Annotated in this window: 12 protein-coding genes; 9 read left to right on the top strand and 3 right to left on the bottom strand. The window is 68.6% G+C overall.

All coding sequences use genetic code 11. From position 1 onward, the window contains the following. Window positions 1–223 precede the first annotated feature (223 nt). The gene (gene eat, locus LX88_RS35270; RefSeq protein ID WP_258952112.1) at window positions 224–1,648 is read right to left on the bottom strand and encodes an ethanolamine permease; all 1,425 of its coding nucleotides are present in this window, start codon (window positions 1,646–1,648) and stop codon (window positions 224–226) included. A 111-nt stretch (window positions 1,649–1,759) separates the two neighbouring features. Between eat and LX88_RS35275 the strand changes: the two genes are divergently transcribed. The 6 genes from LX88_RS35275 to LX88_RS35300 all read left to right on the top strand — a co-directional run bounded on the left by LX88_RS35275 (window position 1,760) and on the right by LX88_RS35300 (window position 8,468). Further along, window positions 1,760–3,100, top strand: coding sequence for a glutamine synthetase family protein (locus tag LX88_RS35275; protein ID WP_258952113.1), 1,341 nt, complete (start codon window positions 1,760–1,762; stop codon window positions 3,098–3,100). Next, window positions 3,087–3,782, top strand: coding sequence for a gamma-glutamyl-gamma-aminobutyrate hydrolase family protein (locus LX88_RS35280; protein ID WP_258952114.1), 696 nt, complete (start codon window positions 3,087–3,089; stop codon window positions 3,780–3,782). The genes LX88_RS35275 and LX88_RS35280 overlap by 14 nt, the downstream gene beginning before the upstream one ends. After that, window positions 3,779–5,131: an aldehyde dehydrogenase family protein gene (locus LX88_RS35285; protein WP_258952115.1), complete on the top strand. Its 1,353-nt coding sequence runs from the start codon at window positions 3,779–3,781 to the stop codon at window positions 5,129–5,131. Before LX88_RS35280 ends, LX88_RS35285 begins: the two co-directional genes overlap by 4 nt. Before the next feature lie 41 nt (window positions 5,132–5,172). After that, the gene (locus LX88_RS35290) at window positions 5,173–5,940 is read left to right on the top strand and encodes a 3-oxoacyl-ACP reductase (protein WP_258952116.1); all 768 of its coding nucleotides are present in this window, start codon (window positions 5,173–5,175) and stop codon (window positions 5,938–5,940) included. 2 nt (window positions 5,941–5,942) lie between these two features. Continuing rightward, on the top strand, window positions 5,943–6,641 hold the full coding sequence (locus tag LX88_RS35295; RefSeq protein ID WP_372511483.1) for a FadR/GntR family transcriptional regulator: 699 nt from the start codon (window positions 5,943–5,945) through the stop codon (window positions 6,639–6,641). A 183-nt stretch (window positions 6,642–6,824) separates the two neighbouring features. After that, a complete protein-coding gene (locus LX88_RS35300) occupies window positions 6,825–8,468 on the top strand; it encodes an AMP-binding protein (RefSeq protein ID WP_258952117.1) in 1,644 nt (547 codons plus the stop codon). Between the two features lie 132 nt (window positions 8,469–8,600). On the opposite strand, the gene LX88_RS35305 is transcribed toward LX88_RS35300, so the two are convergent. Together LX88_RS35305 and LX88_RS35310 are read right to left on the bottom strand one after the other, a co-directional pair. Continuing rightward, window positions 8,601–9,137 carry a hypothetical protein gene (locus LX88_RS35305; protein ID WP_258952118.1) on the bottom strand — a complete coding sequence of 179 codons (537 nt, stop codon included), beginning with the start codon at window positions 9,135–9,137 and terminating at the stop codon, window positions 8,601–8,603. Continuing rightward, window positions 9,134–9,448 carry a hypothetical protein gene (locus tag LX88_RS35310; RefSeq protein ID WP_090066962.1) on the bottom strand — a complete coding sequence of 105 codons (315 nt, stop codon included), beginning with the start codon at window positions 9,446–9,448 and terminating at the stop codon, window positions 9,134–9,136. The genes LX88_RS35305 and LX88_RS35310 overlap by 4 nt, the downstream gene beginning before the upstream one ends. A gap of 140 nt (window positions 9,449–9,588) precedes the next feature. Here LX88_RS35310 and LX88_RS35315 point away from each other — a divergent pair, with 140 nt between their 5' ends. The 3 genes from LX88_RS35315 (at window position 9,589) to LX88_RS35325 (ending at window position 12,710) form a co-directional block, all read left to right on the top strand. Continuing rightward, window positions 9,589–10,080, top strand: a complete 492-nt coding sequence (locus LX88_RS35315) for a GNAT family N-acetyltransferase (RefSeq protein WP_258952119.1) — start codon at window positions 9,589–9,591, stop codon at window positions 10,078–10,080. Window positions 10,081–10,158: 78 nt separating this feature from the next. After that, entirely contained in the window at window positions 10,159–12,165 is a 2,007-nt protein-coding gene (gene thrS / locus LX88_RS35320; protein WP_258952244.1) for a threonine--tRNA ligase, read from the top strand. After that, entirely contained in the window at window positions 12,162–12,710 is a 549-nt protein-coding gene (locus LX88_RS35325) for an HIT family protein (RefSeq protein ID WP_090066964.1), read from the top strand. The genes thrS and LX88_RS35325 overlap by 4 nt, the downstream gene beginning before the upstream one ends. The last annotated feature ends 2 nt before the right edge of the window (window positions 12,711–12,712 follow it).

Raw genomic sequence — 12,712 nt, forward strand, 5'->3', positions numbered from 1 at the left:
CATGGAAGTGGAGCTCCTACGGCGGGTCGGGGGATGTCGCAGGAACCGTATTGAGGTCGGCATCCCCCCGGCATCGGGTGTGATCCCCGTACTTCGGACGGCTGAACTCCTTAGGGGCCGAAGGTCACCGTTAGGGGCATGCCGCGCCTCGTTAGGGGCCGCAGACGCCGAACGGCGGCACGGCCGACCAGGCCCGTGCCGCCGAGGAATGACGCTCGCCTGCTCAGTCGAGCTCGGCCTCCGCCTTCGCGATCGCCGCGAACTCCTCCTCCGGAGCGTTCGCGACGAGGTGATGGCGGCTGTAGAACCAGTAGTACGCAACGGCGACCAGCACGATGCCCGCCGTCACAGCGGCAGCGATCTCGTCGACGAAGAACGTCGCGATGACCGCGGCCACGGCCAGGACCAGTGCCACGCTGGTGGTCACCACACCGCCAGGAGTCCGGTACGGGCGAGGCAGGTCCGGCGCCGTCTTGCGCAACACGATGTGCGACAACATCATCAGCACGTAGGACAAGGCCGCGCCGAACACCGCGATGTTGATGAGCCGCGCGCCACCCGTCACCGGGTCGACCGACTTCATCACCGTCGCGAGGACGAACCCGATGGTGCCGGGCACGATCAGGGCGAGATAAGGCGTCTTGCGCTTGCCGGTCTTCGACAGCCAGCGCGGCAGGTATCCCGCGCGGGACAACGCGAACAGCTGCCGCGAGTACGCGTAGATGATCGAGAAGAACGACGCGACCAGACCCGCGAGGCCGACGTAGTTGACCAGTTGCGCCAGGAACGTGTCGCCGCCGTAGGCCGCGCGGACCGCTTCGGGCAACGGGTTTCCGGACGCCTCCAGGGCCTTCGAGCCCGCACCGCCGGGCGCGACGAGCAGGATCGCCGCCGCGAACACCAGCAGCACGACCATCGCGCCGATGATGCCGCGAGGCATGTCCCGCTTGGGATCGCGTGCTTCCTCGGCGGCGAGCGGCACGCCCTCCACCGCGAGGAAGAACCAGATCGCGAACACGATCGCGCCCCACGCCCCTGTCACGCCCATAGGCAGGAACGAGCCGTCGCCGATGTCGAACAGCTTCGAGGAGTCGAACTTCGGGATCATGCCCGCCACGAACGCCACCAGGGCCACGACCGCGACACCGGTGATCACGAACATCACCCGCAGCGCCTCGCCGACGCCGTAGAGGTGGATGCCGACGAACACGATGTAGCACACCAGGTACACCGGCCAGGTGGCGTCCAGCAGGCCGAGTGCTTTGACGTAGTCGCCGATGAACACCGAGATCGCCGCGGGAGCGATGGCGTACTCGATGAGGATGGCGATACCTGTGGCGTACCCGCCCAACGGGCCGAGCGCGCGCCTCGCGAAACCGTAGCCCGCACCCGCCACGGGGAGTGCTGAGGCCAGTTCGGCGAGACCGAACACCATGCACGTGTACATCGTCGCCATCAGGATCGTGGCGACCAGCATCCCGCCCCAGCCACCTTGGGCGAGGCCGAAGTTCCACCCGGCGAAGTCGCCGGAGATCACGTACGAGACACCTAGCCCGGCCAGCAGGACCCACCCCGCTGCGCCACGCTTGAGCTGACGGTGCTCCAGGTAGTCGCTGCTCACCTTCTCGTACTCGACGTGCTTGGCCATATGGACTCCTAATAGTCCTTTAAGCAGTGGTTGAGGGTGGCGCTCGTCACCCGGTGGTGTCAAGATGATGCGGTCAATGGCTCGCAGACATACCTTTGGAGGAACGCGGAGATGCTGACCGTCGAGGAGTTGCGCGTGGCCGTGGACACCGGTGAGATCGACACCGTCCTGGTCGCGATCGTGGACATGCAGGGCCGCCTGCAGGGCAAGCGGTGCGCCGCGCGGTACTTCCTCGACGAGGTTCTCGGGCACTCCGCCGAGGGCTGCAACTACCTGCTCGCCGTCGACGTCGAGATGAACCCGGTCAGCGGCTTCGAGATGTCGAGCTGGGAGCGCGGGTACGGCGACTTCGTGATGAAGCCGGACGTGGAGACCCTGTGCCGCGTGCCGTGGCAGGAGGGCACCGCCCTCGTCATGTGCGACGTCGTCTGGGAGAACGGCGACCCCGTCGTCGCCTCGCCGCGGCAGGTCCTGCGCAAGCAGCTCGACCGGCTCGCCGCGCTAGGCCTGGACTGCTACGTCGGCACCGAGCTGGAGTTCATCCTCTTCGACGACTCCTACGAGCAGGCGTGGAACGCCGGCTACCGCGACCTCACGCCGTCCAACCAGTACAACGTCGACTACTCGTTGCTCGGCACCGCGCGCGTGGAACCGTTGCTGCGCGCCATTCGCAACGGCATGACGGGCGCCGGCATGGTCGTCGAGTCGGCCAAGGGCGAGTGCAACCCCGGCCAGCACGAGATCGCGTTCAAGTACACGACGGCGCTGCGCACGTGCGACCAGCACGCCATCTACAAGAACGGCTCCAAGGAGATCGCCTCCCAGCAGGGCAAAGCGCTCACGTTCATGGCGAAGTACAACGAACGCGAGGGCAACTCCTGCCACATCCACCTCTCCCTGCGCTCCAAGGACGGCGAGCCGGTCTTCGCCGAGGGCCACGGGATGTCGCAGCTGATGAAGCACTTCCTCGCGGGCCAGCTGGCCGGGCTGCGCGAGCTGACCTACTTCCTCGCCCCGAACATCAACTCCTACAAGCGTTTCGTGAAGGGCTCGTTCGCGCCGACCGCGGTGGCGTGGGGTCGCGACAACCGCACGTGCGCGCTTCGGGTCGTCGGCCACGGCCACGGGCTGCGGTTCGAGAACCGGGTGCCCGGCGGCGACGTGAACCCGTACCTCGCGGTGGCGGCGCTGATCGCGGCCGGGCTGCACGGCGTCGAGCAGAAGCTGGAGCTGGAGGACGAGTTCGTCGGCAACGCCTACGCGTCGGACCGGCCGACGGTGCCGACGACGCTGCGCGAGGCCGCGGAGCTGTTGAAGGCCAGCGAGATCGCGCTGGCGGCGTTCGGCAAGGACGTCGTCGACCACTACCTGAACGCGGCCGAGGTCGAGCTGACCGCGTTCGACGCGGCGGTCACGGACTGGGAGAAGGTGCGCGGGTTTGAGCGCCTCTAAGCCGCTCATCGGCATCAGCACGTACTTGGAGCGCACGCGCTTCGGGCTGTGGGACGTGGAGGCCGCGGTGCTCTACCGCGGTTACCTCGACTGCGTGGTCGAGGCCGGGGGCAACCCCGTCATGCTGCCGCCGGTCGGCACCTGGAACGCCGAGACCATCGGGTTCCTGGACGGTGTGGTGATCGCGGGCGGCGCCGACATCGACCCCGCCGCCTACGGTGCCGAGAGGCACGAGCGGACCGGCGAACCGAGCCGTGCCCGCGACGACGCCGAGTTCGCGCTCGTCGACGCCGCGCTGAAGCTCGACCTGCCGGTGCTCGGCGTGTGCCGGGGGATGCAGGTCCTCAACGTGGCGCTGGGCGGCACGCTGCACCAGCACATCGAGGGCCACAACGAGGCTCCCGGCGTGTTCGGGCACACCGAGATCGAGGTCGTGCAGGACACGCACCTGTACACGATCATCGGCCCGGAGACGACCGTGCAGTGCCACCACCACCAGTCGCTGGACCGCGTGGCGGACGGGCTGCGCGTCACCGCGAAGGCACCCGACGGGACCGTGGAAGCCGTGGAGCTGGAAGGCGCGCGGTTCGTCGTCGGCGTGCAGTCGCACCCGGAGCAGGACATCGAGGACCTGAGACTTTTCGAGGCACTAGTGGCAGCGGCAAGGAGCAAAGCGTCGTGACCTTTGACGTCATCAACCCCGCCACCGAGAAGGTCGTGCGGTCCGTGCCGCACACGACCCTCGGTGACACGGACGCGGCGATCGGCCGGGCGCAGAAGGCGTTCGAGAGCTGGCGGAACGTCGCCCCCGGCGATCGCGCGAGGCTGCTGCGGAAGTTCGCGGAGGTCGTCGACGCGCACGTCGAGGAGCTGGCACTGCTGGAGGTCGAGAACTCCGGCCACACCATCGGCAACGCGCGGTGGGAGGCCGGCAACGTCCGCGACGTGCTGCAGTACTACTCGGCCGCGCCGGAACGGCTGTTCGGCAAGCAGATCCCGGTCGCGGGCGGGCTCGACGTCACGTTCCACGAACCGCTCGGCGTCGTCGGCGTGATCGTCCCCTGGAACTTCCCGATGCCCATCGCGGGCTGGGGGTTCGCCCCGGCACTGGCCGCGGGCAACACGGTCGTCCTGAAGCCCGCCGAGATCACGCCCCTGACCGCTATCCGCCTCGGCGAGCTCGCGCTGGAGGCGGGCATCCCCGAGGGCGTGTTCCAGGTGCTGCCGGGCAAGGGCGGCGTCGTCGGCAACCGCTTCGTCACGCACCCGCTGGTGCGCAAGGTCGTCTTCACCGGCTCGACCGAGGTCGGCAAGCAGATCATGGCCGGCTGCGCGAACCAGGTGAAGCGGGTGACGCTGGAGCTGGGCGGCAAGTCGGCGAACATCGTCTTCGCGGACTCCGACCTGGAGAAGGCGGCCGCCACGGCGCCGTACGGGGTGTTCGACAACGCGGGGCAGGACTGCTGCGCCCGGTCGCGGATCCTCGTGCAGGCCAGCGTCTACGACAGGTTCATGGAACTGCTGGAACCCGCCGTCCAGGGCGTGAAGGTCGGCGAACCCGGCGACGAGGCGACCGAGATGGGGCCGCTCATCAGCGCGGCGCACCTGCGCAAGGTCGCGTCTTACGTCCCAGACGACGCTCCCGTCGCGTTCCGCGGCACCGCGCCGGACGGGCCGGGGTTCTGGTTCCCGCCGACGGTGCTCACGCCCGCCTACGACCACCCCTCGGTCACCGAGGAGATCTTCGGACCGGTCGTCGTCGTGCTGCCGTTCCAGGACGAGACCGACGCGATCCGGATCGCGAACGACTCGGAGTACGGCCTGTCCGGGTCGATCTGGACGAACGACGTCGGCCGTGCGATCCGCGTCTCGCGAGCCGTCGAGGCCGGAAACCTCTCGGTGAACTCGCATTCGTCCGTCCGCTACTCGACGCCGTTCGGTGGCGTGAAGCAGTCGGGCCTCGGCCGTGAGCTCGGCCCGGACGCGCTCGACTCCTTCACCGAAGTCAAGAACGTCTTCATCGCTACCTGATTCCGGGCAACTGTTTCCGGCGAACCTGAGGAGAACAAGAGATGGTGCAGCGACTCGAGGGCCGCGTGGCCGTCGTGACGGGTGGCGGCAGCGGGATCGGACTCGCGACCGTGCGCAGGTTCGCGAGCGAGGGCGCGAAGGTCGTCGTCGCCGATCTCGAGCCGGCCACCGGCAAGGCGGCCGCGGACGAGATGGGCGGACTGTTCGTCCAGGTCGACGTGACCGAAGAGGAACAGGTCAAAGCGCTGTTCCAGACCACTGTGGACACCTACGGCAAGCTGGACGTCGCGTTCAACAACGCCGGTATCTCGCCGCCCGACGACGACTCGATCCTCACCACGGGCATCGAGGCGTGGGAGCGCGTCCAGAAGGTGAACCTCACGTCGGTTTATTTGTGTTGCAAGTACGCCATCCCGCACATGCAGGCGAACGGCAAGGGCTCGATCATCAACACCGCGTCGTTCGTCGCGACGATGGGCGCGGCGACGTCGCAGATCTCCTATACGGCGTCGAAGGGCGGCGTGCTGGCGATGTCGCGTGAGCTCGGCGTGCAGTTCGCGCGCGAGGGCATCCGCGTCAACGCCTTGTCGCCCGGCCCGGTCAACACCCCGCTGTTGCAGGAACTGTTCGCGAAGGACCCGGAACGGGCGGCACGGCGTCTCGTGCACGTACCGCTCGGTCGGTTCGCCGAACCCGAGGAAATCGCCGCGGCCGTCGCGTTTCTGGCGTCCGACGACTCGTCGTTCATGACGGCGTCGAACTTCCTCGTGGACGGCGGCATCGCCGGCGCGTACGTGACACCGCTCTAGCCGTGGTGGAACACGCGCAGGAGGCGTTGTTCCGCCCGGTGCGGGCGGGCAACGCCTTCGAGGAGACCGTCGAACGGCTCATGCAGTCCATCCGGCTCGGCGTCGTCGCGCCGGGTGAGCGGCTGCCGTCCGAACGGGAACTGGCCACCCGGCTCGGCGTGAGCCGGGTGACCGTGCGCGAGGCCATCAGGTCGTTGCAGGAGAACCACTACGTCGAGTCCCGGAGGGGCCGGTACGGCGGCACGTTCGTCAACGAGGTGCTGCCGAAGTCCGCGCCCGCCAAGGACTTCGGCGACGTCCACGACGTGCTGACGCTGCGCAGGGTGCTGGAGACCGGCGCCGCCGAGACCGCGGCGGGACGGTCGCTGGGCCCCGCCGAACGACGAGGACTGCGCGCCCGGCTGGAGGAGGCCTCCACTTCAACGCTCGCGGAATATCGGCGCAAGGACTCGCGGCTGCACCTGGCGATCGCCGAGGCCACCGGGTCCGCCGCGCTGACCGCCGCCGTCGCCGAGTCGCGGATGCGCGCCAACGAGCTGCTGGACCACATCCCGCTGCTCGAACCGAACCTCGCGCACTCCAACGCCCAGCACGAGCGCATCATCGCCTCCATTTTGGACGGAGACCCGGTGGCGGCACGGCAGGCGATGGCCGAGCACCTCGACGGCACCGCGTCGTTGTTGCGAGGCTTTCTGGTCTGAGGTGTCAGACCGTGCTCCGCACCGGTGGGAATGGTCACGGTTGGGAAAGCGAGCCGATGTAAACGTTTGCAGGGTAGAATGTCGTGTTGTCATGCACATTCCGCATGGAACAACCCTTGGCGAGAGCCTTGCGGACAGTTACCGTCCGAATACCTCGGGGACTTGCAGCGCGAGGAGCTGTTGATGCCAGGGTTGCGCAAGGTGTTTCGCGACGCCATGGGCCGGGTGCACTCACTCCGTGTCTTGTCCGCCGCGGGCATGGTGAGCCTCACGAACTTCAAGATGTCCATGCAGGCGTTGCAAGAGGTCAAGGTCTGGGGCCCGAACGTCACGGCGCTGCGCCGGTCCGTCCGGCTGAACCCGGACGGCATCGCCGTCGTCGACGAACGGGGATCCGTCACCTACCGGCAGCTCGACCGGCGCTCGAACGCGATCGCGCAGGGCCTGCGCGCGCTGGGCATCCAGCACACCCACATCGTCGCGCTGATGTGCCGCAACCACCGCGGCATGGTCGAGTCGCTGCTGGCGTGCGCGAAACTCGGCGTCCGCGTGCTGCTGGTGAACACCGGGTTCGCCGCCCCGGTCGTCCTGGACCTCCTGCAACGTGAACGCGCGTCGCTGGTCATCCACGACGAGGAGTTCACCCCGCTGTTCCACCAGCTGCCGCCGTCGATCCCGCGGTGGCTGTCGTGGTCGCGCGACGGACTGGACCGCCGCACGCCGACACTGGACCAGCTCGTGGCCAAGGCGCCGCGTGGAGAGCTCGAACCGCCGCGCGAACCGGGTGTCGTGATCCAGCTGACGTCCGGCACGACCGGGACGCCCAAGGGCACGGCCCGCGAGATCAAGTCGGTGCTCACCGCGTCGGACTTCCTCGACCGCATCCCGATGCGCTCGGGCGAGTCGACGTTCATCGCCGCGCCGATCTTCCACTCCGTCGGCTACTCGCACCTGACGCTCGCGATGTCATTGGGGTCGCGCGCCGTGCTGCACCGCCGTTTCGACCCGCGCAAGACGCTGTGGTCGGTGCAGGGCCAGCGCTGCACGACGCTCGTACTGGTGCCGACCATGCTGCAGCGGATCATGGAGCTCGACCGGCACGTGATCGACTCGTACGACCTCTCGCACCTCGACGTCGTGTTCTCCTCCGGCGCGCCGATCACGCCGGACCTCGTCGAACGCACCCAGGCCGTGCTGGGCCCGGTGCTCTACAACCTCTACGGCTCAACGGAAGTCGCGGTCGCCACGATCGCCACCCCCGAGGACCTCGCGGCCGCGCCGTCCAGCGTCGGCCTGCCGCCGCACAACTGCGTCGTGCGCATCTACGACGCCGAGGGCAACCGCATCACGCGGTCGTTCGTGACGGGCAAGATCTACGTGCGCGGCTCGCTGACCGTCGACCTCTACACGGACGGCACGCAGAAGGAGTCCATCGACGGGCTCGTCGCGACCGGCGACCTGGGGCACTTCGACCCCGGCGGCCGGCTGTACTTCGACGGCCGCGAGGACGACATGATCGTCTCCGGCGGCGAGAACGTGTACCCGGTCGAGGTCGAGAACCTGCTCATGACGCACTACCGGGTGCGGGACGCGGCGGTGCTCGGCGTCCCGGATCCCGAGTACGGGCAGCGGCTGCGCGCGTTCGTGGTGCCGGTCGCCGGGACGCGGATCGACGTGCGGGAGCTGCGCGAGTTCGTGCGCACCCGGCTGGCGCGGCACAAGGTGCCGCGCGAGGTCGTCGTGGTGCCGCAGTTGCCGCGCAACGCGACCGGGAAGGTGCTGCGGCGCCAGTTGCTGGCGATCAGGCTCGGGCCGCAGCCCCACTAGAACGTTGGGCGGAACGCACGCCACCGCAGAACGAGGGGGACTAATCCCGCGTTGGCGCGCGTTCCTGGTTTTGGGGAGCGCACGCCCAGCGCCGTCGGGGATTCGGTGTTCGCTGGGCGTGCGCTCGGTCGGTCACCGCTCGAAGCGGTCGCCGGGACGGCCCTCACCGAAGGGGCCGCGCTGCTCGAAGCGGTCGCCACCGCGCTCGTTGCCGCGGTCGGGACCTCGCTCGCCGCGCTCGTACATCCGCACGTGGCCCGGGCCGCCGCGGTGGTCGAAGCGGTTCGCGGCGACCGCTCCCACGATGCCGCCGCCGAGGACGAGGCCCAGCAGGCCCACGGCGACCAGCTGCGTGGCGCGGTGCCGCACGAAACGCCGTCCCCGGCCAGGGCCCGCCGGCACCGCGACCGCAGGGGGCGCCACCGGAGGGGGCGGAGGTGGTGTCGGTGCTTCCGCTGCCGGCGCGGGTGCTTCCGCTGCCGGCGCGGGTGCTTCCGCCGCCGGCGCGGCGGGCTGCCGGCCCGGCAGCTCAGCGGTCTGGTGCTGACCAGGCGTGGCCGGTGCTTCGGCCGGCAGCGGGGTCGTTGCCTGGTCCGGGGCAGGCGGGGTGGCCTGCGGCTCGTTCTTGGACGGCTCCCTCGGTGGAGGCGTCTGTCCCTGCTCGCTCATGTCCTCAACGATGCGCCGTTCGACTGAGCTGGGGCTGACAGCCACCTGTTCGTTTCCTGAAGTCCTCCGGAGTCGCGCCGTGAGTTCACTACGGGCCTGGAACCAGCGAAAACGTGCCGCTGGTCGGCGTAGGTCGCGCCGAAGAGCTCGTCGTCCAGGACACCGGTCCACAGGAAGTGCAGCGTCGTGCGCGTGCCGTTGCGGGCGTCGCGGCGTGCGTAGTGATCGCGCAGATCGGCGTAGAGCAGGCGCAGTTCGTCCCGGTTGGACTCGGTGAGGCGGACCGGGCATTCGACGACCAGGTCGGACATGATCGATGCTCCATTCGGCGGGCCGGGAGTCAACAGCGTGCTCGCCCCTGGCGCTCGGCCGCATCCGAAAAACCACTCAGAAGCGCGTACGTAGGTATGGCGGACAGAATCCACTTGCGCGCACCGGCTTCAATCGAGGCATGGAACTCGTACCACTCCGCAAGGAGTTCGCGCAGGCCATGCTCGACGGCGGCCCGAACAACGACGAGGTCAACCGGTTCACCGGTACTCACGCGACGTTCACGCTGGAGGATTGCGAGGCGTACATCGAGCGGACGCTGAACGACCCGGACCGCTACACCCGCGCGATCACCGAGGACGGGAAGTATCTCGGCGAGGTCGTTCTCACCATCAATCCGCACAACCGGTCAGCGGGTATGCGGATCGTCCTGTGGGACGGCTTCGGCAAGGGGTACGGCTCCCTCGCGATCAAGCACGTCCTCGACCACGCCTTTCACGAGCGAGGGCTGCACCGGGTCGATCTGGAGGTGTACGACTTCAACGACCGGGCCATCCACGTCTACAAGAAGCTCGGCTTCCGCGAGGAGGGCCGGTTGAGGGACGCCCTGCTCTGGGACGGCGTCTTCCACGACGCGATCGTCATGTCCGTCTTGAGCACCGATAACATCTGATCCGAACACCCCACCACATCGAACGTAGGAGTCACCGTGTCCGAGTCGCGCCCAGCAGTCGCCCAGAACCCGCCGCGCGTGGTGGTTCCGGCTGGGACGACGGCGGGCACGGCCGTGCGTGAGGCGGGCCTGCCGGGCAAGGGTTCCGACGCGATCGTCGTCGTGAAGGACGCCGAGGGCCACCTGCGCGACCTGTCGTGGACCCCGCAGGTCGGCGTCGAGGTCGAGGCCGTCGCCGCGGACACCGAGGACGGCCGCAGCGTCGTCCGCCACTCCGCCGCGCACGTGCTGGCACAGGCCGTGCAGCAGCAGTTCCCCGAGGCCAAGCTCGGCATCGGCCCGCCCGTCAAGGACGGCTTCTACTACGACTTCCAGGTCGACAAGCCCTTCACGCCCGAGGACCTGCAGGCGCTCGAGAAGCGCATGAAGCAGATCATCAAGTCCTCGCAGCGGTTCTCGCGCCGCGTCGTCGAGTCGATCGACTCCGCGAAGGCCGAGCTGGCGGCCGAGCCGTTCAAGCTGGAGCTCGTCGACATCAAGAGCGACGTCGACACCAGCGAGGTCATGGAGGTCGGCGGCGGCGAGCTGACGATCTACGACAACCTCGACCCGCGTTCCGGTGAGCAGGTCTGGGGCGACCTGTGCCGCGGCCCGCACGTGCCGACCACCAAGCACATCCCGGCGTTCAAGCTGACCCGCGTGGCCGCCGCGTACTGGCGCGGCAACGAGAACAACCCGCAGCTGCAGCGCATCTACGGCACCGCGTGGGAGTCGCAGGAGGCCCAGGAGGAGTACCTGGAGCGCCTGGCCGAGGCCGAGCGCCGCGACCACCGCAAGCTCGGTGTCGAGCTCGACCTGTTCTCGTTCCCGGACGAGATCGGCTCCGGCCTCGCGGTGTTCCACCCCAAGGGCGGCATCATCCGCAAGGCGATGGAGGACTACTCCCGCCAGCGCCACACCGAGGCGGGCTACGAGTTCGTCTACTCGCCGCACATCACCAAGGGCAAGCTGTTCGAGGTCTCCGGTCACCTGGACTGGTACAAGGACGGCATGTACCCGGCGATGCACCTCGACGCCGAGTTCAACGAGGACGGCACGGTCCGCAAGCCCGGCCAGGACTACTACCTCAAGCCGATGAACTGCCCGTTCCACGACCTGATCTTCAAGTCGCGCGGCCGTTCCTACCGCGAGCTGCCGCTGCGCATGTTCGAGTTCGGCTCGGTCTACCGCTACGAGAAGTCCGGCGTGGTGCACGGCCTGACCCGCGTGCGCGGCATGACGCAGGACGACGCGCACATCTTCTGCGCGCGCGACCAGGTCCGCGACGAGCTGAAGTCGCTGCTGACGTTCGTGCTCGACCTGCTGCGCGACTACGGCCTCGACGACTTCTACCTGGAGCTCTCCACCAAGAACCCGGAGAAGTTCGTCGGCCCGGACGACATCTGGGAGGAGGCGACCGCGACGCTCGCCTCGGTCGCCGAGGAGTCCGGTCTCGAGCTCGTGCCCGACCCCGGTGGCGCCGCGTTCTACGGCCCGAAGATCTCCGTGCAGGCACGGGACGCGCTCGGCCGCACCTGGCAGATGTCGACCATCCAGCTCGACTTCATGCTGCCCGAGAAGTTCGAACTGGAGTACACCGGCCAGGACGGCTCCCGCCAGCGCCCGGTCATGATCCACCGCGCGTTGTTCGGCACGGTCGAGCGGTTCTTCGGTGTGCTGACCGAGCACTACGCGGGCGCGTTCCCGGCGTGGCTCGCGCCGGTGCAGGTGATGGGCATCCCGGTGACGTCCGAGAACGCCGACCACCTGTTCGCGGTGCGCGACGTGCTGCGCAGGGCCGGTATCCGGGTCGACGTGGACGCCTCGGACGACCGCATGCAGAAGAAGATCCGCAACCACACCATGCAGAAGGTGCCGTTCATGCTCCTGGCCGGTGCCAAGGACGTGGAGGCGAACGCGGTGTCGTTCCGGTTCCGCGACGGCACCCAGATCAACGGCGTGCCGGTGGAGCGGGCGGTCGAGCAGATCGTCGAGTGGGTCGGCCGTCGCGAGAACGCCTCGCCCACGGCGGAACTGCTCTCGTGACGCCTGAGTTCTCCGAGCAGGCCGGTGTGGGGGTCCACGACGCGTTGCAGCGCCTGTGGACCCCGCACCGCCTGTCGTACGTGCAGGGCGCGGGCAAGGCCGACGGTGACGAGCCCGCCGGCTGCCCGTTCTGCCGCGTGGTCGAACTGTCCGACTCCGACGGTCTGATCATCGCGCGCGGGGCCGAGGTCTTCGCGTTGCTGAACCTGTACCCGTACAACCCCGGTCACCTGATGGTGCTGCCGTACCGGCACGTGGCGGACTACCCGGAGCTGACGGTCACGGAGACCGCGGAGCTCGCCGCGTTCACGCAGAGGGCCATGAAGGTCGCGCGGCACGTGGCGGCGCCGCACGGGTTCAACATCGGCATGAACCAGGGCGTCGTCGCCGGCGCCGGGATCGCCGCCCACCTGCACCAGCACGTGGTGCCGCGGTGGGGCGGAGACGCGAACTTCATGCCGGTCATCGGCCACACCAAGGTGTTGCCGCAGTTGCTGGGGGAGACCCGGCAGCTGCTGGCGGACGGCTGGAAGGCAGTCGACTGATC

Origin of the sequence: Lentzea californiensis, from assembly GCF_024648825.1 — a bacterium.
Classification (GTDB): Bacteria; Actinomycetota; Actinomycetes; order Mycobacteriales; family Pseudonocardiaceae; genus Lentzea; species Lentzea californiensis.

Excerpts from the sequence above, each read along its gene's own strand:
- eat (WP_258952112.1), bottom strand. The coding sequence starts at position 1,648 with ATGGCCAAGCACGTCGAGTACGAGAAGGTGAGCAGCGACTACCTGGAG.
- LX88_RS35275 (WP_258952113.1), top strand. The coding sequence starts at position 1,760 with ATGCTGACCGTCGAGGAGTTGCGCGTGGCCGTGGACACCGGTGAGATC.
- LX88_RS35290 (WP_258952116.1), top strand. The coding sequence starts at position 5,173 with ATGGTGCAGCGACTCGAGGGCCGCGTGGCCGTCGTGACGGGTGGCGGC.
- LX88_RS35300 (WP_258952117.1), top strand. The coding sequence starts at position 6,825 with ATGCCAGGGTTGCGCAAGGTGTTTCGCGACGCCATGGGCCGGGTGCAC.
- LX88_RS35305 (WP_258952118.1), bottom strand. The coding sequence starts at position 9,137 with ATGAGCGAGCAGGGACAGACGCCTCCACCGAGGGAGCCGTCCAAGAAC.
- LX88_RS35310 (WP_090066962.1), bottom strand. The coding sequence starts at position 9,448 with ATGTCCGACCTGGTCGTCGAATGCCCGGTCCGCCTCACCGAGTCCAAC.
- LX88_RS35315 (WP_258952119.1), top strand. The coding sequence starts at position 9,589 with ATGGAACTCGTACCACTCCGCAAGGAGTTCGCGCAGGCCATGCTCGAC.